The organism is Variovorax sp. 10L421 (assembly GCF_056395365.1).
Genome location: NZ_JBFTJJ010000008.1, coordinates 191,304 through 212,246, shown reverse-complemented (window position 1 = coordinate 212,246; position 20,943 = coordinate 191,304). Strand labels below are relative to the sequence as shown.

Here is a 20,943-nt window from a genome sequence, read left to right as displayed (position 1 = left end):
TGTTCAAGGCGAGCCAGCAGATCATGCGCGACCCCGGGCTGAGCGAGAAGGAGCGGATGCAGAAGGCCGGCGCGGTCATGCAGCGCGGCTCGAGGATGGAGCAGCTGCTGCGATCTACGAGCTAAGAATGATCTGAACAAGTCCACAGTCCTGTCGCAGGACGTTGAAGAGACGAAGGTGGAGTGCACCATTTGCCGCAAGGTTGCTCTCGTGGTGAAAGTTGAAGTAGATCGACTGGCGGTTGGCCACAAGCGTGAAGCTGCTGAAATCCCAGTTTATCGCTGCATTGCCGTGGCATGTCGAGCAGGGACGCGCCGCCTTGCAGATCAACATTTGAGATCGAAGAATCTCTTGCGAATCTGATAGAGCCTTACTTCTGCCTCTGCTCGTGCCTTGAACGAAGTGCCCTTCAACTTCGAAGATGTAGTGCCTGAGCCTCGGGCCACCTATACCGTGCGTCTGGCGGACTATGGCCTGCGCCGGGACCAGGACCAGTTCTCATCAACAAGGAAGGCAATCAATGGCGGTGGCACCGTGCACGGTCAATGCGAACGCCTGGGTTCGGGCCGCAGACCGGTCGGCCGTGCTCCGCTGGTCCCTATGGCCACTTGCTGCTACAGCCGGCATTCGTTGTCCAGAAGCGAATGTCGATTGCCAGTCTGAAGCTGCCGTCGGCAAATGGCGGCCGCACATAGCCCTACGCCGCGTAGTCTGTGCTCGTAATACGGGCGCTCGCGCTCATCGAGGACCGCGTACGAGGCCTCCAGGTTCGCGTGGTCCGGTTTCAGCCAGGCGTCGAGGCGGCGTTACGCCACGCGCAGCGTGCGGCGTGGTCGCCGCGCGGGCTTGTCCTGGCGGGCCCACTCGGCCTGTTCGATCAGGCGGCCGAGCTCGACCACGGCCGGACTGCGCTCCTTCGCGTCGCCTTCGCCGTAGGCCAGCGTGAAGTCCAGCGTCGGCAGCGCGGGCAGGCCGTCGCGCTCGTCCAGCGCCACCATGCCCGGGCGCAGGTTGTCGCGGGTGAACGTGGCCACCGCGAGGCCGCTCAGCGCGACCGTGCGCAGGTCCTGCAGGCTGTGCGAGCTGAAGGCGCCGTGCCAGGGGATGCCGGCCTTGTTCAGCGCATCGATGCTGACCTGGCGGCACACGCAGGGCGTCGGCGAATAGGCCAGCGGCAGCGAGGCGCCGTCGGGGCGCTCGAAGCCCTCGGCAGCGGCCCATACCATCGGCAGACGCCGCAGCAGCGTGCCCTCGACCGCGCCCGAGACCGACACCACCACCGCCAGGTCGAGCTCGCGCTCGCGCACCATCGTGGCCAGGTCGAGCGTCAGACCCACGCTCACCTCCAGCCGGACGTTGGGGCAACTGCGCGAGAACTGGCGCAACAGCTGCGGCAGGCCCTCGCTCATGAAGCTCTCGGGCACGCCGAAGCGCACCGTGCCTTCGATGGGCGAGCAGCGGAAGTGCCGCGTCAGCGCGTCCTGCGCCTGAAGGATGCGCTCGGCATGGCGCAGGAAGTCCTCGCCGTCGGCGGTCAGGCTCAGGCGCCGCGTGGTGCGGTGGAACAGCGGGCGCCCGACCAGTTCTTCCAGCCGGCGGATCTGGTGGCTGACCGCCGATTGCGTCAGGTGCAACTGCTCGGCGGCACGGGTGAAGCCGTTGGCCTGGTGGACGGCGATGAATGCCTGCAGCAGGCCGGTGTCGAAGCTCATGGCGCTAGATTAATGAACCAGCTTCTTGAATGGAAGGAAATTTAATCATTTGCGTAATGAAATCAGGGTCTTGAGAATGCCTGGAACCTCCTGTTTCCACTGTCGACCTTCTTTCCTTTCACGACGCGCCGATGTCTTCTTCCACCCCTCGCCATCCCACCCTTGCGCTGGCCGCCATTTGCCTGGCGGCACTGTTGTTCGGCCTGGAGATCTCCAGCGTGCCGGTCATCCTGCCGGTGCTGGAAGCGCAGCTGCACGCCGACTTCCAGGACCTGCAATGGATCATGAACGCCTACACCATCGCCTGCACCACGGTACTGATGGCCACCGGCACGCTGGCCGACCGCTACGGGCGGCGCCGCGTGTTCGCGCTCACCGTACTGGCCTTCGGCATCGCATCGCTGCTGTGCGGCCTGGCGCCCAGCACTGCGGTGCTGATCGCCGGCCGCTTCTTGCAGGGCATGGCCGGCGGCGCGATGTTCATCTGCTCCATCGCGATCCTGTCGCACCAGTTCCCCGACGGCAAGGCACGCGGCCGCGCCTTCGCGATCTGGGGCGTGGTAGCCGGCATCGGTCTGGGCTTCGGCCCGGTGATCGGCGGCGTCATCGTCGCGCTGGCCAGCTGGCACTGGGTCTTCCTGGTGCACGCGCCGCTGGCGTTGCTGGGCCTGGCACTGATCATGGCCGGCGTGGCGGAGTCCAGCGACCCGCAGGCCCGCCAGCAGAAGCTGGACCTCGCCGGCATCGCCACGCTGACCGTCGCGGTGCTCGGGCTCACCTCCCTCATCACGCAGGGAGAGGGCCTGGGCTGGACCAGCACGGCCGCGCTGGGCCTGGCAGCGGCAACGGTGTTCAGCCTGATCGCGTTCGTCGCGGTCGAGCGATTGCATCCGCATCCGATGTTCGACTTCTCGGTGTTCAAGATCCGCGACTTCTCGGGCGCCATCCTCGGCTGCATCGGCATGAACTGCAGCTACTGGCCGTTCATGATCTACCTGCCGCTGTACTTCTCCGCCGGCCTGGGCTACGACACCACCACTGCCGGGCTGGCGCTCCTGTTCTACACGGTGCCCTTTCTTGTGATGCCGCCGATCGCGCAATGGCTGCTGCTGCGCTACCAGGCGCGCTTCGTGATCCCCGCCGGCCTGTTCCTGATCGGCCTGGGCTTCGCGCTGATGAAGCTGGGCAGCAGCCTCACGCACCTGGGCAACTGGACGGTGTTGCCCGGCGCGCTGATCGCCGGCATCGGTCTGGGCCTGACCACCACGCCCGCGACCAACATGACCACCGCCTCGGTGCCCGCCAACCGCGCCGGCATGGCCTCGGGCATGGACGTCAGCGCACGCCTCATCACCCTGGCCATCAACATCGCCGTGATGGGGCTGGTGCTCGTGGCGGGCATCCTGGCCGCGCTGCGCACGGCGCTGGGGCCGGCGCTCGATGCAGCGCGGCTGCGTGCGCTGGCCGAGCGGCTTGCCGGCGGGGACGTGGCGGGCGCGCAGCAGATGTTGGCGACGCTGGCTGCACCGGATGCCGCCGGCGCGATCCTCCAGGCCGCCGTGACCCATGGCTTCGGATGGGTCATGCTGTACGGCGGGCTCGGAGCTTCGTTGACCGCAGGGCTCAGCCTTGCGGTACTCGGTCGTCGGCGCGCCTCGCCCGCACAGGACGTGTTGCCCGGCGTGGCTCGCGGGCACTGAGGCTCCATCGAGCCCCGGGCGAGCATTTCGCTACCGCCTGCAGGCATCGGCAGAGCTGCCGCGGAGCGCAGCGAGCACCGGACATCGACTTCGATTTGACGGGCTCGCCTCGGTCGATTGCACAATTGCTGCTCACAGGAGCGAACCGAATGCCAGCCCTTCACCTCGTCGAACGCCTCGGAAACACCCACAAAGTCAAAGACGCCGCCAACCCGTACGAATACGACTGCGGCTATTGGGTCGTCTCAGTGCCGACCGCCGAACGGCTCGTGGCCGAGGGCGGAGACCTTTACCTTCATGACGGCCAGAACGAGCCGTCCCGATTCGGCGGAAAGATCGTTGGCTTTCGCGTACACCAAGGCGGCCCTGAGAACGGGCGCCTTGTCTTCCGCATCCAGGCGACGCCGGAACACAGGGGCGTAAAGACGGGGCGCGAAGGTTGGGGAAACGAGAAAAAGATTGTTTGGTAAAGCTCCCATGCAAGCCGTTGAAGGTGCTGACGTCGCGGGCGGCTGAACTGCTGCATTGCGATAGGAATAAAAGGAGCAAGAGTGATGACAGCCAAGGATTTGCCTGGACAGAGAGTAATCCTGCGCGGCAGCAAGGCATTCAGGAAGAACCTTCCTCGCGAAGCCATGTACAAAACTGCTACCTTCTTGGTGAATCACCACTGGGGAAACGCGCGGGAGGTGGCAGACGGAATGGGTGTTCTCCTTCTCACCTGGAACCAAGCCTTCTATCGGTATGGGCAGTTTGACTTCTTTAAGCTTGAGCGATGCATAGAGAAGAATATGTCCTATCTGGAGAGCCTCCGTACGCGGAACATCTTGGAATTCGGCGAAGCTGACGAGTCTCTCGTTCGAAGGCTCTTCAAATGTTTTTCTGCTGCGCTGGCGATTCGGAGCGGATCTAAAAAGGGAACGCAGAGTCCCGTTGCCACTGCTAAAGCGCTGCATCTTCTGGCCCCAAGTTTCTTGCCTCTTTGGGACGACAAGATCGCACGCGGCTACGGCTGTCACTACGCAAAAGACCCTGTCGGAAAGTATCTCGATTTCCTGTGGATGACGAAAGCCATTGCAACTGGTTTGCCGAAAAATTTGCAGAATGGCGCTGACGGATCTAGCGCGATTAAGGTCATCGACGAGTACAACTTTGCACGTTTCACAAGAGGCTGGGTTGATGCCTAACAGGTTCTTCGAAACGGACATGCAGCGGTATTGCGCCGCGCTTGTCGACATGGGCTGCTTCCTACTGCTGCAACTGGCGGCTCTTGGCCCGGTAGCTGATACTTCAGCAGTCGCTCGAGCGCGAAGCGGACTTCTGCTAGTCAATCACGATTCATCCCAACGCACCGAGCAGGATGCGCCGAATCTGCAGAGGTCGACTAAGTCATTGAGCGCGATTCGACAACGGCCCTTTTGAGCCGTCAGGGACGGCGGCACGATTGCGGGAATGCATGCCTCGGATGCGAGCGCCAGATGCCCGCTGTTGAGCCACATAAGGAGTGGCTTACAGCATGAGCGCCCCCGATATGTACGTGCGCCCGCCTTCGGATGCCGCGTCGCGTAACACCATGCTATGGCGATCTTGCATTCCATTCCTCTATGAAGCGAGAGGCACGCGACTTCATGCATTCGATCGCGGCTTCACGGGTCGGCTGCTGGGTAACCAACAGCACGCAGCACCGCGTGATTTCGTGCCGCAGTTCGGCCCGCGCGGTGTAGGCGCCATCAAGAGAAATCTCGAGCTCTACCGAGCAGCTCCAGCCTTCAGGCAGATCGGAATCCATCAAGACAGCGGGCATGGTCTCTGAAGCATGAGTGGATCGAAGCGTTGCAGTCCGTGAGCGAAAGCTCCTGGTGGCAGACTGTGCGATTTCATGCGCTTCTCCAGTGTGTCGACGAACCGGCACCGCTTTCTACCGTCTGAGCACAGAGCGTTTGGCCGTCAAGTCACTGTAGAAGTTGCACCGCATGCGCACATGAGCGGTTCGCCCCTTCTCCACCGAGACAAACGCCCCGCTGCTCCTGCGACCGCTCATGACAAAGCGCCTGCAGCCGGGCATCGTAGGAAAGTCCCTCTCAGCCGGAGTCGCTTTTTGAGGATGCCGGTCGCCTCGCCAAATGCCATGTTCGGCTCGGTCGGCAGCGTGCCGGTCACACCCGGCACATGACCCGCGTGGGCCACATTTCTGCTGCAATCGAGACATGAACAATGACCTCCCAACAGGCGCCGTGGCACTCGTGGCGAAGCCGTTGACTTCCCAAGCCTTCACGCCGTATGGCATCGTGATCGAGGTGCCCGCCGTCGAAGGCCGGCCCATCAACGGCGGCAATGCGCGGCGCTTCGACCTGCTCGACGACCTGCGGCTCGACGCCGAAGGCGGCCGGCCGATGCTGGCGCTGTTCCGCGCCCAGGCTCGGCGCTTTCCGCACGAGGTATCGGAGATGGAGCGCCATGCGCTCGGCAGCCAGAGCTTCGTGCCGCTGGGCGACAGGCGCTTCGTGATCGTGGTCGCCCGCGCGGGCGAGGCGCCTACGTCAGCGAAGCAACTCGCGGCCTTCGTCACCGACGGGCGCCAGGGCGTGGTGCTTGCGCCCGGCACCTGGCATCACGCGCTGCTGGCGGTGGATGCGGGCGACTTCGTGGTGATCGAACGCGCGGGGGGCGGCGTCGATTGCGACATCTGCCTTCTTCGGCAGAGCGGCAGCGTGCGGCTCTGAAGCCCCGGCTTCAGCCCACGATGCGCTGTGCCAGCGCAACCAGCGACCGGTCCGACCCGGCCGGCCCGAGCAGCGAAATGCCCAGCGGCGCACCCTCGCGCGTGGCCAGCGGAATCGACAGCTGCGGAAAGCCCGCCAGGCCCGCAATGCACAGCATGCGGATCGCGCGGTTGCGGTAGTCCTCCATCGAAGCCTCGCTGTCGCTGCGCAGCGGCGCGATGTCTGGCATGGTCGGCAGGAGCAGCACGCCGTCGGTGCCGAGCAGGTGGGTCAGGTGCGCGCGAAAGGCCGTGCGGAAAATGCGCGCGGTCGTCACCTGCGCATCGGTCACTTCGCGCGACCACGCAAAGCGCTCGGCCACGCCCGGGCCGAGCGGCGGCGCGTAGCGCTCGATCAACGGTCCGTCGGTGAGCCAGGCCTCGCGCGACTGCAGGTAGCGAAAGTGCCAGTACATCGCGTCGAAGGATTCCAGCGCCACCGTGGTGCCTTGCGCGGGGCCGAGCAGGTCCTGCACTCGGCCGGCCGCGCCCTGGAGCGCATCGGCCGCGGCGGGCACGGCCAGCGCCCAGACGTCATCGGGCCGCAGCAGCCGCACGCGCTCGGGCAAGGTGGCCGCATCGGCACCCAGCAGCACATCGGCCACGCGCGCAAATGTGCCGACGTCGCGCGCAAACCAGCCACAGGTGTCGAAGCTCGGCGCCAGGTCGAGCGCCCCTTCGAGGCTCACGCGGCCGTGCGTCGGACGCAGGCCGTACAGGCCGCAGTGGTTGGCCGGCGCACGCACCGAGCCGCCGGTGTCGGTACCGAGCGCGAAATCGCACAGATTCGACGACACCGCCGAGGCCGAGCCCGACGACGAGCCGCCCGTGATGCGCAGCGGCGCGCCGCCATTGACCGGTGCGCCGAAGTGCGCGTTGTTGCCGTTCATCGAGAACGCGAGTTCGTCGGTCACTGTCTTGCCGGCGAAGCGTGCGCCGGCATCGAGCAGTTTCTGCACCGTGGGCGCGGTGCGGGTCTTGATGCCCGACATCGCCAGCACGAAGGGGTTGCCGCCGCCCGTGGGGTAACCGGCCACATCGAACAGGTCTTTTGCTGCAAAGCTCAGGTCGACGAGCGGACCGGTCGCAGCGCGCGGCACTGGCGCATCGGGGTACGGAACGAAGGCGTGGGCGGGGTCGTGCAGGGGCATGGCGATGGATGGGGCGTGTGGGGGTGGTCAGTCAGGCGAGGAGCACCGGCGCGATGGCCGCCGCCGCATCGGTATGAATGCAGCGCACGCGATGACTGGGTGCAAGCTCGAGCACCGACGGCTGCGCCGCGCGGCAGGCATCGCTCGCGAGCGCACAGCGCTCGGCAAAGGCACAGCCGGGCGGCAACGCGGACAGGTCGGGCGGCGCGCCGCCGATGGTTTCCAGCCGCGTGCCGCGTGCCAGCGCACCATGCGCGCGGCTCTTGAGCAGTGCAATCGTGTACGGATGGCGCGGCGAGCGGATCAGCTCGCGCGCAGTGCCTTTCTCGACGATGCGGCCCGCATACATCACGGCGATGCGATCGGCCACCTCGACGGCGGCACCGATGTCGTGCGTGACGAAGATCACCGACAGCCCCAGGTCGCGTTGCAGCTCGCGCAGCAGCAGCAGGATCTGGATCTGCACCGTGGCGTCGAGCGCGGTGGTGGGCTCGTCGGCCAGCAGCAGCTGGGGCTTGCAGGCGAGTGCCAGCGCGATCATGGCGCGCTGGCGCATGCCGCCCGACATCTCGTGAGGATAGGCCTGCAGGCGCCGTTCAGGGCTCGGAATGCGCACACGCTCGAACAGCGCCAGCGCGCGTTGTTGCGCCTCGGCCTGCGTGACCGATTCGTGCCGTCGGATCGACTCGACGATCTGCGCGCCCACCGAATACACCGGATCGAGCGCCAGCAGCGGCTCCTGGAAAATCATCGATGCGACCTTGCCGCGGAAGTCGGCCAGCTCGCGCTGCGACATCGCGAGCACGTCGCGCCCGGCCACCTGCACCGTGCCGCCCATGCGGGTGCGGCGCTCGGGGTGCAGTCGCAGCAGGGTGCGCATGGTCACGCTCTTGCCTGAGCCGGACTCGCCGATCAGCGCGACGACCTCGCCGCGCTGCACTTCAAGGCTCACGCCGCTGACGGCGTGCACCGGCTTGCGACCGCCACTGAAGGTGACGCTGAGGTCGCGCAGGCGGACCATCGGTTTATCGTTGTCGCTCATGCTGCTTTCCTCGGGGTTTCGATGGCCATCGGATGCCCGCTGCCCGCCTCGTGGATCAGGCAGCTCACCGCGTGCTGCGAGCCGGTGACGATGCGCTCGGGAACGACCTTGGCGCACACCGGCGCGGCCAGCGCACAGCGCGGATGAAAGCGGCAGCCCGAGGGCGGGTTGATGGGGTTCGGCGGATCGCCCGCGAGCGCTGCTTCTTCGGTGCGGTGGTCCGGGTCCATCGACGGCATGGAAGAAAGCAGCGCACGCGTGTAGGGGTGAGCGGGTGCGTCGTACAGCGCATCGGCCGGGCCGATCTCGGCCACCTGGCCGAGGTACATCACCATCACGCGGTCGCTCACGTAGCGCACCACGTTGAGGTCGTGGCTGATGAACGCGTAGGTCAGCCCGAACTCGGCCTTCAGGTCGAGCAGCAGGTTGATGACCTGCGCCTCCACCGATTTGTCGAGCGCGGAGACGGCCTCGTCGAGAATCACCATGCGCGGCTGCAATGCGAGGGCCCGCGCGATATTCACGCGCTGCCGCTGGCCACCCGAGAGTTCATGCGGGTAGCGCTCGGCAAAGCGTTGCGGCGACAGGCCCACGCGGGCGAGCAGGTCGCGCGCACGTTCAACCGATTCGCGCCGCGACACTCCGTGCACCTGCGGCCCGAAGGCGATCGAATCTTCGATGGTGAGGCGCGGGTTGAGGGAGGCGTAGCTGTCCTGAAACACCATCTGCACCTGGCGGCGGAATTCTTTCAGCGGCAGGTCCCGGCTGCCGACTTCGCGGCCGTCGAACACGACTTCGCCGCGCGTCGGCTCGATCAGCTGCATCAGCAGTCGGGCGGTGGTCGACTTGCCGCAGCCCGACTCGCCGACCACGCCGAGCGTTTCGCCCTTGAGCACCTCGAAGTCCACGCCGTCGACCGCCCGCACGACGCCACCGCCGCGGCCGAGCGGGTCTTTCTTGAGCGGGAAGTGCTTGACCAGGCCCTTGATGGTGAGGAGCGGTTGGGCGGGGCCGCCGATATCCTTCAGTGCGTCCATGGCTTCACCCCTTGTTGTCCATCGCCGAGCGAAGCCCGTCGGACAGGATGTTGAAAGAGATCGAAGTGATGAAGATCATCGCGCCCGGCAACGCAGCGACCCATGGCTGCACGTAGATCGCAGTGCGCAGCGTGTTGAGCATCAGGCCCCATTCGGGTTCCGGCGGTTTCACGCCCAAACCCAGGAACGACAGGCCCGAGGCCAGGATCATCGACACCGCGATCAGGCTGGTGGCGTAGACGAAGATCGGCCCGAGCACATTGCCCAGCACATGCACCCGCACGATGATGAAGGGGCTGGCGCCCGAAGCGCGCGCCGCTTCCACGTAGTCGCGAGTGCGCACCTGCGTGGTGACGCTCTCGGCCACGCGCGCGATCTGCGGAATGAACACGATGGTCAGCGAGATCAACGAATTGACCACCCCCGCACCCAGCGTGCCCGACAGAGCGATGGCCAGCAGCACCGAGGGAAAGGCGTAGAACACGTCGATGGTGCGCATGATCAGCGTGTTGGTCAGCCCGCCCGCATAACCGGCGACGATGCCGATGATCGTGCCCAGCACGAAGGCGCACAGCACCGGCGTGATGCCGATGAACAGCGACAGCCGCGCGCCGACGATAAGGCGCGAGAGCATGTCGCGGCCCAGCTCGTCGCTGCCCAGCGGAAGGCCCTCGGTGCCTATGGGCTTGAGGCGCTTGAGCATCGACGACTGGTACGGGTCGGCCGGCGCGAACCATGTGCCGAAGACAGCGAGCGCGATCAGCAGCAACACGACGATGGCCGCGCCGACGGCGACCGGGTCACGCCGCAGACGCAGCCACACCGAAACCCAGTAGCCGCGAGAGCGCTGGGCCGGCAAGGGTTCGACGGCAACGGCGGAAGAGATGGGAAGCACGGTGGACATTGCTTGGCGGCTTTCTTCTTCAGGCACGCGCGATGCGCGGATCGAGCAAGGTTTGCAGCACGTCGACCAGCAGGTTCAGCAGCACGAAGAACAGCGCCAGCACGAGGATCGTTCCCTGCAGCAGCGGCAGGTCGCGCTGGAAGATGGCCGAGTTGAGCAGGAAGCCGGTGCCCGGCCACGAGAACACGGTCTCGATGAGGATCGAGCCGCCGAGCAGATAGCCCAGCTGCAGGCCCATCACGGCCAGCGCCGTGGGCGCCGCGTTCTTCACCATGTGGCGGAACACGCCGAGGTGAGTGAGCCCCTTGGCGCGCAGGCCCACGATGAACTCCTGGTCGAGGATGTCGGCCACCAGCGCGCGCACCGTGCGCGCGATGATGCCCATGGGAATCACCGACATCGTGAGCGCCGGCAGCAGCAGGAACTGCAGGTGCGCCCAGTCCCACGCCCAGTCGTCCGAGCCGCTGGGGCCCGCGCCGGTGGCCGGCAGCCACATGAGCTGCGACGAGAACACGATCACCATCACCATGCCCAGCCAGTAGTGCGGCACGCTCACGCCCAATACCGAGAACACCGAGGCCAGCCGGTCGACCCACGAGCCGCGAAAGTAGCCCGCCACGAAGCCGAAGAGGCAACCCAGCACGAACCCGATGAAGGTGGCCACCACCGCCAGCCGCAGCGTGTTGCCCACGGCGGTGAACACCTCGCCGGCCACCGCGCGATTGCTCGCGATGGACACGCCCAGGTCGCCGTGCACCGCGCGCCACAGCCACATCGCGAACTGCTCGGGCAGCGAACGGTTGAAGCCGTACAGCTCGCGCAGTTGCGCCTGCAGTTCGGCGGACGCATCGGGCGGCAGGATCGACACCAGCGGATCGCCGGGCGCGATGTGCACGAGCAGGAAGCACACGAGGGCCACGCCGATCATGATCGGCACGGCGTAGATCACGCGGCGCAGGAGGTAGGCGAACATGGCTCGTGGCTGGCTGCGGGAGGGGGTCAGTCCATCGTCATGGTGGCGATGTCGATGAACCAGCTTTTCGGCTGCACCACGTTCTTGATCTTGGACGAGAGTGCGCGCGGCCCCACGTCGTGGGCGATCCACACGAACGGCGCGTCGTCCACGATGTGCGTGTGCAGCTTTGCGAGCGCGGCGTCGCGCACCTTGTCGTCGAAGCTGGTGCGCGCGTCGGCCACCAGCTTGTCGACCTCGGGGCTGCCGTAGTAGCCCCAGTTGTTCGACACCGGTGGGAAGGCCTTGGTGCTCACGAAGCGCACCATCGCGAAGAACGGGTCCATCGCTGCGAAGCTGATGTTGACCGCATTGGCGCCATTGGCCGAGGGGTCCTTCGCGCCCTTGCGCCAGTTGGTGAAGAGCGTGTTCCATTCGATCACGTCGAACTGCACGTCGAAGTAGCACTGCTTGAGCGACTGCTGCGCGAACTCGTTCATCGGCAGCGGCTGCATCTGGCCCGAGCCCGAGGCCGATATCTGCACCTTCACCTTGATCGGTTTGGCCGCGGAGTAGCCGGCCTGCGTCATGAGGGCCTGCGCGGCCTTCACGTCGTAGCGGATGTCGAAGCTGGGCTTGCCGAACCACGGGTGGCCCGGCGGCACCGTGCCTTTGGGCTCGGCCATCATGCCGCCCAGCAGTTGCTTCATGCCGCCGCGGTCGATGCACAGGTTGGCCGCCTGGCGCACGCGCTTGTCGAGCCAGGGCGAGCCTTCGGCGAACGAGAGTTGCCATGGCCATACGTGCGGCTGCGCGTTCGAATAGATCTTGAAGCCGCGTTGCGTGATCTGCGCCATGGCGTCGGGCGCGGGCGCCTCGATCCAGTCGACCTGGCCGCCCAGTAGCGCGGCGGTGCGCGCATTGGCTTCGGGCATCGGCAGCATCACGACCTTGTCGATCTTCGGCACGCGCCTGGCGTCCCAGTAGCCCTTGTTGGCGGCCAGCTCCAGCCGCTCCCGCGCCACGAAGCGCGTGACCTTGAACGGACCCGAGCCGGCAGGGTCGGCGGCGAAGGCGGTCCAGGCGGCCTTGGCCTTGTCTGCAGGCGTGGCGCCTGCGGCGGCATCGAACTTCTTCTGCCAGTGCGCGGGCGAGGCCATGAACAGGTTCGTGAGGTTGATCGGCAGGAAGGCGTCGGGCTCGCTGGTGGTGAGCTCGACCGTCGTGTCGTCGATCTTGCGCGCCGACTTGAGCGTGGGCATGCGCGAAGCCGTCACGCCGACCTGGCTGGGGTCGAACTGCGGGGCGTCCTTGTCGAGAACCTTCTGCACGTTCCACACCACGGCGTCGGCGGTGAAGGCCGAACCGTCATGGAACTTGACGCCGGGGCGCAGCTTGAAGACCCACTTGGTCTTGTCCTTGGCGTCCACTGCCCACGAGGTGGCGAGGCCGGGAACCAGCACGCTCGGTGCGTCGGCCTTCGACAGATCCCACTGCGTGAGCGAATCGTAGATCGGAATGCCGGTGAAGCGGTTGCCCTCGAAGCCCTGGTCGGGCTGGCCCAGCGTGCGCGGAATGTCGGCTGCCGTCATGGCGATGCGCAGCGTCTTTTCCTGTGCCATCGCATGGGAGGCGGCCAGGGCCAGGGTCGCAATTGCCGCGCAGGCGGCCAGGGGCTTCAGGAACAGGGCGGGGGCAGCACGCTTCACATGGAACTCCGTTGGGTGGAATGGCGAAAAGGACGAAAGGAAACGCTCAAGCACGACATGTGCCAACAAGCGATCAGTCCCTGGATCCATGTCCACGACCAGCGCAGGCGCGCGAGGTGCCAGGTCAGGCCGGTGGTGAGTGCGCCGCGCTGCACGATCTAGTCGAATGCCGGCGCGCCGATGTCATGTCATGCACCGGCCACGGCGCGATCCACACGCTCGGCTCTCTCCCCCTCAAGCCATGACCCACACCTTGCGCACCGTTTCGATGGTGCGCCAGGTGCCGACGTAGCCAGGCTTCATGATGAAGCAGTCGCCGGCTCCGTAAGTCACCGGGCTCTGACCTGCCTCGGTGATCTCGACCAGGCCGGACAGGATCAGGCAGAACTCCCAGGTCTCACCCTTGATGGAATGGTTCACACCGGGTGTCGACTCCCACACGCCAGCGCGCACCTTGCCGTCCTTGGCGCTGTCGACGTCCCAGTTGCGGCACACGATGTCGCCTTCGATGACACGTTCGGCCGGCGGCCGGTATTCGCGCGGTTCGCCGAGCTGGTCGAGGTTGAAGTTGACGAGCAGATTGTTTGACATGAAAGGTCTGGTGAAGTTGAACACGGGATCTTTCATGCTAGGGTCGTGCGCTTCCGCGTGGGTGCCGAAGTCGATGCCGGAATCGGTGGCAAATGCGCGATTGGCGGCCCGCCGCAGCGCGATCTGCCTGCACGCAGCGGCTACGGGCTGACGGCCGCCGCATCGATCGCGACCGGGCTCGTCACATCTGGGAACGTTCTTCACAGCAGCGAAGTGCGCGGTTGCGGGGGCCGGCGCGTTGGACACCCATGAGGGCTTATTTTTTCCGCCCTCCAGGAGTCCCCAATGACTTTTCGCAGAACTGTTCTCAAGCTCGCCGCTGTCGGCGTCGTCGCCGCAGGCACCTTGGGCATGGCCGCATCGGCCAATGCAGAAACGAGCTGGTCCATCGGCATCGGCGTGCCGGGCGTGGTCGTCAGCGAGCCGCCGCCGGTCTACTACGAGCCGGCGCCCGTCTATACGCCGCCGCCCACCTACTACCAGCCCCCTCCGCCGGTGCGCTACCAGCAGCCCGCGTACTCGGTTCCGCCTCCGGCCTACTACGAGCCCGACTCGCGCTGGGAAGAACGCCGCGCCGAGCGCCGTGAATGGCGTCGCCGGCAATGGGAGCGCGAACAGCACCGCCGCTATTACGAGGAACGCTACTGATCCGACCGGGTTGCTCCTCGTGTAGGCACCCGCCCACGCGCATGGTTTGCTTTCTCCCGCACCGGTGAGGCTGCGCCGCGGCCAATCTGCAGGCCTGCCTGTTTCAAGGAGATCGTGAAAAGCATCATCCTCTGGCTGTGCGGCGTACCCCTGATCGTGATCATCGGCCTGAAGATCTTCGGGATTCTTTGACGAAACAAGAAGAAAAGCGAAGTCGAAGAAGAAACGGATCGATTCCTCCTCACGGCGCATCCGTGCGCCGTTAAGCGCCTCCCTTGCGGGGCGCTTTTTTTGTCTCTCTCGTCAGTGCGTCTCGCGGCGCAGCTGCTGCACGTCTTCATGCAGCGACTGGGCCCAGGCACGGCGCTCGCGGCCGTGCGGATGCTGCGGTTCGCCGAAGCGCACGATGGCCAGCAGCGGCGGCGCACGCAGCGTGTTCCACAGCGACGCGGCGAGGCTGTCGTCGTCGATGTAGCGCGGGGCCTGGCTGGTTTCGCCGGTGGCGGCATCGGCAAAACGCAGCGCGGCGGGCAGCACGGGTGCGCCCGAGGAAATGGCCGCCTGCAGCAGGTTGGCATGGAACGGCAGCAGGCCGCGGCCGTCGCTGGTCGTGCCTTCGGGGAACACGCCGATCAGGTCGCCGTTGCACAGCGCCTCGGTCATGTGGTGCACCACGCGCAGCGCGTCGCGGCGGCGTTCGCGCTCGATGTAGAGCGTGCCGGAGCCATTCGACAGCGTGCCGATCAGCGGCCAGTTCTTGACGTCCGACTTCGACACGAAGCGCACATGGCGTGCCGCGTGGATGCAGGTGATGTCGAGCCAGGAGAGGTGGTTGCAGATCAGCAGGACCGGACCTTCGGGCGGCGGCGTGCCCTGCACCTTGAGCGTGATGCCCATGATCTCGAGCATGCGCTTCGACCATGCCTGCACGCGTGCATTGCGCTCGGGCTGCGAGAGGCCGGGGAAGGTGAAACGGATCGTCCACCAGCCGGCCAGCGCATGCGCAATCGCATGCAGGAGGCGCCAGCAGGCTTTCAGCGAATGAAACATCAGACGTGCGCCCTCTCAGCTACTTGCTTCAATGCCAATGCATGGTCGCGGAACACCGCGGAACCGGCTCTGCCGGGCCGCTGGTGTTGCCCCCTGCAAGGGGGTTGGCGTAGCGACACGAAGTGCGCGAAGACTGGGGGCGAGCTTCATTTCTAGCCGTGGACGACGCGGCCTGCCACCAGTGTGTGGCGCACGCGGCCCTGCATGGGGTAGCTGGCGAACGGCGTGTGCTTGCCCTGGCTCTTGAGCGCATCGGGCTGCACCTGCCATTCGAGCGCCGGGTCGAACACGCACAGGTCGGCCACGCCGCCTTCGACGAGGCGGCCGATGCCGGTGCCCGCGTCGGCGGACGCCAGCAGGTGCGCCGGCGCCGAGGTGATGACCTCGATGGCGCGCGCCATGCCTGCGCCGCTGCGCTCGCCCCACTGCAGCGCGAGCGGCAGCAGCAGTTCGAGGCCCGTCGCGCCCGGTTCGCTCTCGGCGAAGGGCAGCGTCTTGGCGTCGGCCTCGACTGGCGTGTGGTCGGACACCAGCGCGTCGATGGTGCCGTCGGCCAGCGCGGCCGAGAGCGCGTCGCGGTCGCCCTGCTGGCGCAGCGGCGGGTTCAGGCGGGCGCGGCTGTCGAAGTAGCCGATGTCGGTGTCGGCCAGGTGCAGCGAGTTGATGCTGACGTCGCAGGTCAGCGGCAGGCCCTGCGCCTTGGCCTCGCGCACCAGTGCCACGCCGCGCGCGCTGGAGATGCGGCACAGGTGCACGCGCGCGCCGGTGGCCTTCATGAGCTCGACGATGGTGAAGATGGCGATCGTCTCGGCCGACACGGGCACGCCCGCGAGGCCGAGCCGCGTGGCGAGCGGGCCGCTGGCCGCGACGCCCTTGCCGAGATCGCGGTCCTGCGGACGCAGCCACACGGTGTAGCCGAAGGTGCTGGCGTAAGACAGCGCGCGCTGCAGCACCTGCGTGTCGGCCAGCGGCACGTCGGCCTGGCTGAAGCCGATGCAGCCGGCTTCGGTGAGTTCGGCCATCTCGGTCAGCACGCCGCCGGCCAGGCCGCGCGTGAGCGCACCGAGCGGGAACAGGCGTGCGCGCTGCAGCTTCTCGGCGCGGAACTTGAGCATCTCGACAAGGCCGGGCTCGTCGAGCACCGGGTCGGTGTCGGGCGGACACACGAGGCTGGTGACGCCGCCGGCGATGGCCGCGGCCATTTCGCTTTCGAGCATGCCTTCGTGTTCGTAGCCGGGCTCGCGCAGGCGCGCGGCGAGATCGACGAGGCCGGGGGCGACGATGCAGCCCGTGGCATCGAGGGTGCGCGCGGCCTTGAAGCCCGCGGGGATGTTGCCGATGCCGGCAATGCGGCCATCACTGATGACGACGTCGGCCTTCTTGTCGACGCCGGAGGCGGGATCGATCACGCGCCCGTTGGAAATAAGAATGTTCATGCGTCTGTTCTTCCGGTGGCAGTCGGGGCCTTTTCGGGAAACACCGTGGAACCGGCTCCGCCGGGCCACCGGTGTTGCCCCCGGCAGGGGGTTGGCGAAGCGACACGAAGTGCGCGAAGACGGGGGGCGAGCAACATCTTTATGCTTCGTTGCCTGCGACGATGCTCATGACGGCCATCCGGACGGCAATGCCGAAGGTGACCTGCGGCAGGATCACGCTTTGCTTGCCGTCGACCACGGCGGAGTCGATTTCCACGCCGCGGTTGATGGGGCCGGGGTGCATCACGATGGCGTCGGGCTTGGCCAGCTGCAGCTTCTCGGGCGTGAGGCCGAAGGTCTTGAAGAACTCCTGCGACGACGGCAGCAGCGCGCCGCTCATGCGCTCGTTCTGCAGGCGCAGCATGATGACGACGTCGCAGTCCTTGATGCCCTCCTCGAGCGTGTGGCACACGCGCACGCCCATGCCGGCCATGTCGCCGGGCACCAATGTCTTGGGACCGACCACGCGCACTTCGGCGCAGCCGAGCGTGGTGAGCGCGTGGATGTCGGAGCGCGCCACGCGCGAGTGCAGCACGTCGCCGACGATCGCGACCGTGAGGTTCGCAAAGTCCTTCTTGTAGTGGCGGATCGTGTACATGTCGAGCAGCCCCTGCGTCGGGTGCGCATGGCGGCCGTCGCCGGCATTCACCACGTGTACGTGCGGCGCGACGTGCTGAGCGATCAGGTACGGCGCACCCGACTCGCTGTGGCGCACCACGAACAGGTCGGCGGCCATGGCGCTGAGGTTGGCGATCGTGTCGAGCAGCGACTCGCCCTTGGTGGCCGAAGAGCGCGCGATGTCGAGGTTGATGACGTCCGCGGAGAGGCGCTTGGCCGCGATCTCGAAGGTGGTGCGGGTGCGGGTGCTGTTCTCGAAGAAGAGGTTGAACACGCTCTTGCCGCGCAGCAGCGGCACCTTCTTCACCTCGCGGTCGCTCACGCTGGTGAAGTTGGCGGCCGTGTCGAGGATGTGCGTGACGATGTCCTTGGGCAGGCCCTCGATCGACAGCAGGTGGATCAGCTCGCCGTTCTTGTTGAGCTGGGGGTTTCGCTTGTAGAGCATCAGCGGTTTTCCTCCACCTTGAGGCTGAAGGCGCCATCTTCGGCGCGGGCGAGGGCAAGCAGTTGCGTGTTCGGCAAGGCGAGCGTGGTGGCGGCGAAGTCGGCAGCCACCGGCAGCTCGCGCCCGCCGCGGTCGACCAGTACGGCGAGCCGCACGCTGGCTGGACGGCCGAAGTCGAACAGCTCGTTGAGCACGGCGCGGATGGTGCGGCCGGTGTAGAGCACGTCGTCGAGCAGCAGCACGTCGGCGCCATTCGCGTCGAAGGGCAGCGAGGTCTGCGCGCTGGCCGAGAGCCCGCGGCGCGCGAAGTCGTCGCGGTGCATGGCCGACGAGATGATGCCGGGCGCGCCGCTCAGGCCCAGGTCCTTCTGCAGCCGCTCGACCAGCCAGGCGCCGCCGGAAGTGACGCCCACCAGCTTCGTTTCGGGGCGCATCAGCGGCTTCACGCCGGCGAGCAGCTTCGTGTAGAGCGCTTCGGCGTCGGGGATTGAACTCACGGGAGACTCCTCAAGAATTGCTCCAGGATGATGCAGGCGGAAGCCGCATCGGCATCGCGTGCGCCCGAGGCCAGCGCCTCGGTGGTGCTGTAACGCTCGTCGACCTCGAACACCTGCAGATTGAAACGCCCGCGCAGCTGGCGCGCGAACTTCTGCGCGCGGCGGGTGTTCTCGTGCGGGGCGCCATCGGGGTGGTAGGGCACGCCGACCACCAGCGCGTCGGGCTGCCATTCCTTGATGCGCGCCTCGACCTGCGCGAAGCGGGCATCGGCACCCTCGGCCTTGATGGTGGCCTGCGGGCTGGCGGTGCGCAGCAGCCGGTTGCCGCTGGCCACGCCGGTGCGCTTGGCGCCGAAGTCGAACCCCAGGAAGCTCTGGAAATTGGCGGGGACAACGGCAGGTGCTGGGGGCCGAGCGCTGTCAGACATCGCCGGTCCGCTCACAGGGGGCCGCCGCGCACGGCCGCCCGAAGCGGCCGGCCCGCCCCCGGTAGGGGGTTGGCGAAGCGACACGAAGTGCGCGCAGCCTGGGGGCGAGCCAGGTTCATCATGCGTGACCCGCGTCCGGGGAAAGCTTCCAGGCCTCCAGACCGAGCAGCAGCAAGGCCTTGTCGTAGCGCTGCTCCACGGGCGTGTCGAAGATCACGGCCGGGTCGGCGCCCACGGTGAGCCAGCTGTTTTCGGCCAGTTCCGACTCCAGCTGGCCCTCGCCCCAGGCCGAATAGCCCAGCGAGACCAGCACCTTGCGCGGGCCGGCGCCGGTGGCCAGGGCCTCCAGCACATCCTTGGAGGTGGTCATCTCGAGCCCGCCGGGAATGGTCATGGTCGAGGCGTAGACCGATTCCTCGGGCTTCTCGGCCTGCGTGAAGACCGGCTCGTGCAGCACGAAGCCGCGCTCGGTCTGCACCGGGCCGCCCTGGAAGACGGGGGCCTCGCCCAGTTCGGGGCGGGCCAGGTGGAGCTCGATTTTCTCGAACAGCACCTTGAGGTTGATGTCGCTGGGTTTGTTGATCACGAGGCCGAGCGCTCCGCGCTCGCTGTGTTCGCAGAGGTACACGACGCTGCGGTTGAAAGTTTTGTCTTCCATCCCGGGCATCGCTATCAGAAAGTGATGCGTGAGGTTCATCGGGGCAGAATCGGCGGCCATATGCCCCCGATTTTACTGGCCGTCGACAAGACCTATCCCAAAGGGCTCATGTGGTTCCGCCGGGACCTCCGGGTGGACGACAACGCGGCCCTGTATCGCGCGCTGCGGGCCTGCCGCCAGGTGGTCTGCGCCTTCGTGTTCGACAAGGCCATCCTCGACGCCCTGCCCTCGGTCGACCGCCGGGTGGAATTCATCCGCGAATCGCTGGTGGAGCTCGAAGCCGAGCTGCGCGCACTGGGCGGCGGGCTGGTCGTGCGGCATGCCGCGGCGGTGCAGGAGATTCCGGCGCTGGCGCGCGAGCTCGGCGTGCAGGCGGTGTTCGCCAACCGCGACGACGAGCCCGACGCGCTGGAGCGCGACGCCCGGGTGTTCGGGGCGCTGGCCAACGCGGGCGTGGCCTTCCACACCTACAAGGACTCGACCGTCTTCGACCGCGACGAGATCCTGACCCAGACCGGCCAGCCCTACACCGTGTTCACGCCCTACAAGCGGGCCTGGCTGGCGAAGGTCGATTCGTTCTTCCTGAAGCCGTACCCGGTGCGCAGCCACGCCGACGCGCTGGCGCCCTCGCCCCAGGCCTACGGAGAGCCGGTGCCCGCGCTGCGGGAGATCGGCTTCGAGAAAAGCAACCTCTCGGCGCTGGAGATTCCCACCGGCACGCGCGGCGCGGGCCTGCTGTTCGAGGACTTCTTCGAGCGCATCGACCGCTACGCCGAGGCGCGCGACTTCCCGGCGGTGCGCGGGCCCAGTTACATGGGCGTGCACCTGCGCTTCGGCACGGTGTCGATCCGGCAGCTTGCGAGCCTGGCGCACCAACTCTCGCTGCAGGGCAATGCCGGGGCGGCGGTCTGGCTGAGCGAGCTGATCTGGCGCGAGTTCTACTTCCAGATCCTGGCGCACTTTCCGCACGTGCACGCGGGCGGCGAGTCGAAGAGCTTCCGGCCCGAGTACGACCGGATCCAGTGGCACCACGGCAAGCACGCCGACCAGCTGTTCGACGCCTGGTGCGAAGGCCGCACCGGCTATCCGCTGGTGGACGCCGCCATGCTGCAGATCAACCAGAGCGGCTACATGCACAACCGCCTGCGCATGGTGGCGGCGAGCTTCCTGTGCAAGGACCTGGGGCTGGACTGGCGGCGCGGCGAGGCCTACTTCGCGCTGCACCTGAACGACTTCGAGCTGGCCTCGAACAACGGCGGCTGGCAGTGGGCCAGTTCGAGCGGCTGCGACGCGCAGCCCTACTTCCGCATCTTCAACCCGGTGACACAAAGCGAGCGCTTCGACCCCGAGGGCAAGTTCATCCGCCGCTACCTGCCGCAGCTCGCGGGGCTGTCGAACGCGGCGATCCATGCGCCTTGGCTGGCCTCGCCGGTGGAGCTGGAGGCGGCGGGCATTACGCTCGGCGAGACGTACCCGAAGCCGGTGGTGGACCACGCCGAGGCGCGCGAGAAGACGCTGCAGCGCTACGCGGCGGCGCGGGCCAAGGTGCTGCAGAAGCCATGAGA

At 66.7% G+C, this 20,943-nt stretch carries 21 protein-coding genes; 6 read left to right on the top strand and 15 right to left on the bottom strand.

What is annotated here, in order from left to right; all coding sequences use genetic code 11:
- Nucleotides 1-806: 806 nt before the first annotated feature.
- A complete protein-coding gene (locus AC1DFC_RS13830) occupies nt 807-1,712 on the bottom strand; it encodes a LysR family transcriptional regulator (RefSeq protein ID WP_007830996.1) in 906 nt (301 codons plus the stop codon).
- 131 nt (nt 1,713-1,843) lie between these two features.
- Here AC1DFC_RS13830 and AC1DFC_RS13825 point away from each other — a divergent pair, with 131 nt between their 5' ends.
- The 3 genes from AC1DFC_RS13825 to AC1DFC_RS13815 all read left to right on the top strand — a co-directional run bounded on the left by AC1DFC_RS13825 (nt 1,844) and on the right by AC1DFC_RS13815 (nt 4,599).
- Nucleotides 1,844-3,412 carry an MFS transporter gene (locus AC1DFC_RS13825; RefSeq protein WP_478179418.1) on the top strand — a complete coding sequence of 523 codons (1,569 nt, stop codon included), beginning with the start codon at nt 1,844-1,846 and terminating at the stop codon, nt 3,410-3,412.
- A gap of 149 nt (nt 3,413-3,561) precedes the next feature.
- Entirely contained in the window at nt 3,562-3,882 is a 321-nt protein-coding gene (locus tag AC1DFC_RS13820) for a hypothetical protein (protein ID WP_413334441.1), read from the top strand.
- Between the two features lie 84 nt (nt 3,883-3,966).
- Complete coding sequence (locus AC1DFC_RS13815) at nt 3,967-4,599, top strand: hypothetical protein (RefSeq protein ID WP_478179417.1); 633 nt, start codon at nt 3,967-3,969, stop codon at nt 4,597-4,599.
- A 389-nt stretch (nt 4,600-4,988) separates the two neighbouring features.
- On the opposite strand, the gene AC1DFC_RS13810 is transcribed toward AC1DFC_RS13815, so the two are convergent.
- Nucleotides 4,989-5,201, bottom strand: a complete 213-nt coding sequence (locus tag AC1DFC_RS13810) for a hypothetical protein (protein WP_478179416.1) — start codon at nt 5,199-5,201, stop codon at nt 4,989-4,991.
- Nucleotides 5,202-5,619: 418 nt separating this feature from the next.
- Between AC1DFC_RS13810 and AC1DFC_RS13805 the strand changes: the two genes are divergently transcribed.
- The gene (locus tag AC1DFC_RS13805) at nt 5,620-6,135 is read left to right on the top strand and encodes an ureidoglycolate lyase (RefSeq protein WP_413334443.1); all 516 of its coding nucleotides are present in this window, start codon (nt 5,620-5,622) and stop codon (nt 6,133-6,135) included.
- 10 nt (nt 6,136-6,145) lie between these two features.
- Here AC1DFC_RS13805 and AC1DFC_RS13800 read toward each other — a convergent pair whose 3' ends face one another.
- The 7 genes from AC1DFC_RS13800 to AC1DFC_RS13770 form a co-directional block, all read right to left on the bottom strand.
- On the bottom strand, nt 6,146-7,324 hold the full coding sequence (locus tag AC1DFC_RS13800; protein WP_478179415.1) for an amidase: 1,179 nt from the start codon (nt 7,322-7,324) through the stop codon (nt 6,146-6,148).
- 31 nt (nt 7,325-7,355) lie between these two features.
- Nucleotides 7,356-8,366 (bottom strand): ABC transporter ATP-binding protein, encoded by a 1,011-nt coding sequence (locus AC1DFC_RS13795; protein ID WP_478179414.1) that lies wholly within the window; start codon nt 8,364-8,366, stop codon nt 7,356-7,358.
- Nucleotides 8,363-9,403 (bottom strand): ABC transporter ATP-binding protein, encoded by a 1,041-nt coding sequence (locus AC1DFC_RS13790; RefSeq protein ID WP_478179413.1) that lies wholly within the window; start codon nt 9,401-9,403, stop codon nt 8,363-8,365. Before AC1DFC_RS13790 ends, AC1DFC_RS13795 begins: the two co-directional genes overlap by 4 nt.
- Before the next feature lie 4 nt (nt 9,404-9,407).
- Nucleotides 9,408-10,307: an ABC transporter permease gene (locus tag AC1DFC_RS13785; protein ID WP_478179412.1), complete on the bottom strand. Its 900-nt coding sequence runs from the start codon at nt 10,305-10,307 to the stop codon at nt 9,408-9,410.
- Between the two features lie 19 nt (nt 10,308-10,326).
- The gene (locus AC1DFC_RS13780; protein WP_413334451.1) at nt 10,327-11,280 is read right to left on the bottom strand and encodes an ABC transporter permease; all 954 of its coding nucleotides are present in this window, start codon (nt 11,278-11,280) and stop codon (nt 10,327-10,329) included.
- 26 nt (nt 11,281-11,306) lie between these two features.
- A complete protein-coding gene (locus tag AC1DFC_RS13775) occupies nt 11,307-12,968 on the bottom strand; it encodes an ABC transporter substrate-binding protein (protein ID WP_478179411.1) in 1,662 nt (553 codons plus the stop codon).
- 234 nt (nt 12,969-13,202) lie between these two features.
- Nucleotides 13,203-13,559 (bottom strand): cupin domain-containing protein, encoded by a 357-nt coding sequence (locus AC1DFC_RS13770; protein ID WP_042673053.1) that lies wholly within the window; start codon nt 13,557-13,559, stop codon nt 13,203-13,205.
- A 285-nt stretch (nt 13,560-13,844) separates the two neighbouring features.
- Here AC1DFC_RS13770 and AC1DFC_RS13765 point away from each other — a divergent pair, with 285 nt between their 5' ends.
- On the top strand, nt 13,845-14,207 hold the full coding sequence (locus AC1DFC_RS13765) for a hypothetical protein (protein ID WP_478179410.1): 363 nt from the start codon (nt 13,845-13,847) through the stop codon (nt 14,205-14,207).
- Nucleotides 14,208-14,510: 303 nt separating this feature from the next.
- Here the strand turns inward: AC1DFC_RS13765 and AC1DFC_RS13760 are convergent, their stop codons facing one another.
- From AC1DFC_RS13760 to AC1DFC_RS13735, 6 genes are all read right to left on the bottom strand, one after another.
- The gene (locus AC1DFC_RS13760) at nt 14,511-15,257 is read right to left on the bottom strand and encodes a lysophospholipid acyltransferase family protein (protein WP_007830981.1); all 747 of its coding nucleotides are present in this window, start codon (nt 15,255-15,257) and stop codon (nt 14,511-14,513) included.
- Nucleotides 15,258-15,409: 152 nt separating this feature from the next.
- On the bottom strand, nt 15,410-16,693 hold the full coding sequence (locus tag AC1DFC_RS13755; protein WP_478179409.1) for a dihydroorotase: 1,284 nt from the start codon (nt 16,691-16,693) through the stop codon (nt 15,410-15,412).
- Between the two features lie 139 nt (nt 16,694-16,832).
- Complete coding sequence (locus AC1DFC_RS13750) at nt 16,833-17,795, bottom strand: aspartate carbamoyltransferase catalytic subunit (RefSeq protein WP_056516281.1); 963 nt, start codon at nt 17,793-17,795, stop codon at nt 16,833-16,835.
- The gene (pyrR, locus tag AC1DFC_RS13745; protein ID WP_478179408.1) at nt 17,795-18,292 is read right to left on the bottom strand and encodes a bifunctional pyr operon transcriptional regulator/uracil phosphoribosyltransferase PyrR; all 498 of its coding nucleotides are present in this window, start codon (nt 18,290-18,292) and stop codon (nt 17,795-17,797) included. The genes AC1DFC_RS13750 and pyrR overlap by 1 nt, the downstream gene beginning before the upstream one ends.
- The gene (ruvX, locus tag AC1DFC_RS13740) at nt 18,289-18,720 is read right to left on the bottom strand and encodes a Holliday junction resolvase RuvX (RefSeq protein ID WP_478179407.1); all 432 of its coding nucleotides are present in this window, start codon (nt 18,718-18,720) and stop codon (nt 18,289-18,291) included. The genes pyrR and ruvX overlap by 4 nt, the downstream gene beginning before the upstream one ends.
- A 118-nt stretch (nt 18,721-18,838) precedes the next feature.
- Complete coding sequence (locus tag AC1DFC_RS13735) at nt 18,839-19,438, bottom strand: YqgE/AlgH family protein (RefSeq protein WP_007838420.1); 600 nt, start codon at nt 19,436-19,438, stop codon at nt 18,839-18,841.
- On the opposite strand from AC1DFC_RS13735, the gene AC1DFC_RS13730 reads away from it, so the two are divergent.
- The gene (locus AC1DFC_RS13730) at nt 19,439-20,941 is read left to right on the top strand and encodes a cryptochrome/photolyase family protein (protein WP_478179406.1); all 1,503 of its coding nucleotides are present in this window, start codon (nt 19,439-19,441) and stop codon (nt 20,939-20,941) included. It abuts the gene before it with no gap.
- Nucleotides 20,942-20,943 lie beyond the last annotated feature (2 nt).

Coding starts and splice junctions, on each gene's coding strand:
- AC1DFC_RS13810 (WP_478179416.1), bottom strand. CDS start 5,201: ATGGATTCCGATCTGCCTGAAGGCTGGAGCTGCTCGGTAGAGCTCGAG.
- AC1DFC_RS13790 (WP_478179413.1), bottom strand. CDS start 9,403: ATGGACGCACTGAAGGATATCGGCGGCCCCGCCCAACCGCTCCTCACC.
- AC1DFC_RS13765 (WP_478179410.1), top strand. CDS start 13,845: ATGACTTTTCGCAGAACTGTTCTCAAGCTCGCCGCTGTCGGCGTCGTC.
- AC1DFC_RS13795 (WP_478179414.1), bottom strand. CDS start 8,366: ATGAGCGACAACGATAAACCGATGGTCCGCCTGCGCGACCTCAGCGTC.
- AC1DFC_RS13760 (WP_007830981.1), bottom strand. CDS start 15,257: ATGTTTCATTCGCTGAAAGCCTGCTGGCGCCTCCTGCATGCGATTGCG.
- AC1DFC_RS13735 (WP_007838420.1), bottom strand. CDS start 19,438: ATGGCCGCCGATTCTGCCCCGATGAACCTCACGCATCACTTTCTGATA.
- AC1DFC_RS13815 (WP_478179417.1), top strand. CDS start 3,967: ATGACAGCCAAGGATTTGCCTGGACAGAGAGTAATCCTGCGCGGCAGC.
- AC1DFC_RS13830 (WP_007830996.1), bottom strand. CDS start 1,712: ATGAGCTTCGACACCGGCCTGCTGCAGGCATTCATCGCCGTCCACCAG.
- ruvX (WP_478179407.1), bottom strand. CDS start 18,720: ATGTCTGACAGCGCTCGGCCCCCAGCACCTGCCGTTGTCCCCGCCAAT.
- AC1DFC_RS13730 (WP_478179406.1), top strand. CDS start 19,439: ATGCCCCCGATTTTACTGGCCGTCGACAAGACCTATCCCAAAGGGCTC.
- AC1DFC_RS13750 (WP_056516281.1), bottom strand. CDS start 17,795: ATGCTCTACAAGCGAAACCCCCAGCTCAACAAGAACGGCGAGCTGATC.
- AC1DFC_RS13755 (WP_478179409.1), bottom strand. CDS start 16,693: ATGAACATTCTTATTTCCAACGGGCGCGTGATCGATCCCGCCTCCGGC.
- AC1DFC_RS13805 (WP_413334443.1), top strand. CDS start 5,620: ATGAACAATGACCTCCCAACAGGCGCCGTGGCACTCGTGGCGAAGCCG.
- AC1DFC_RS13780 (WP_413334451.1), bottom strand. CDS start 11,280: ATGTTCGCCTACCTCCTGCGCCGCGTGATCTACGCCGTGCCGATCATG.
- AC1DFC_RS13825 (WP_478179418.1), top strand. CDS start 1,844: ATGTCTTCTTCCACCCCTCGCCATCCCACCCTTGCGCTGGCCGCCATT.
- AC1DFC_RS13785 (WP_478179412.1), bottom strand. CDS start 10,307: ATGTCCACCGTGCTTCCCATCTCTTCCGCCGTTGCCGTCGAACCCTTG.
- AC1DFC_RS13820 (WP_413334441.1), top strand. CDS start 3,562: ATGCCAGCCCTTCACCTCGTCGAACGCCTCGGAAACACCCACAAAGTC.
- AC1DFC_RS13770 (WP_042673053.1), bottom strand. CDS start 13,559: ATGTCAAACAATCTGCTCGTCAACTTCAACCTCGACCAGCTCGGCGAA.
- AC1DFC_RS13800 (WP_478179415.1), bottom strand. CDS start 7,324: ATGCCCCTGCACGACCCCGCCCACGCCTTCGTTCCGTACCCCGATGCG.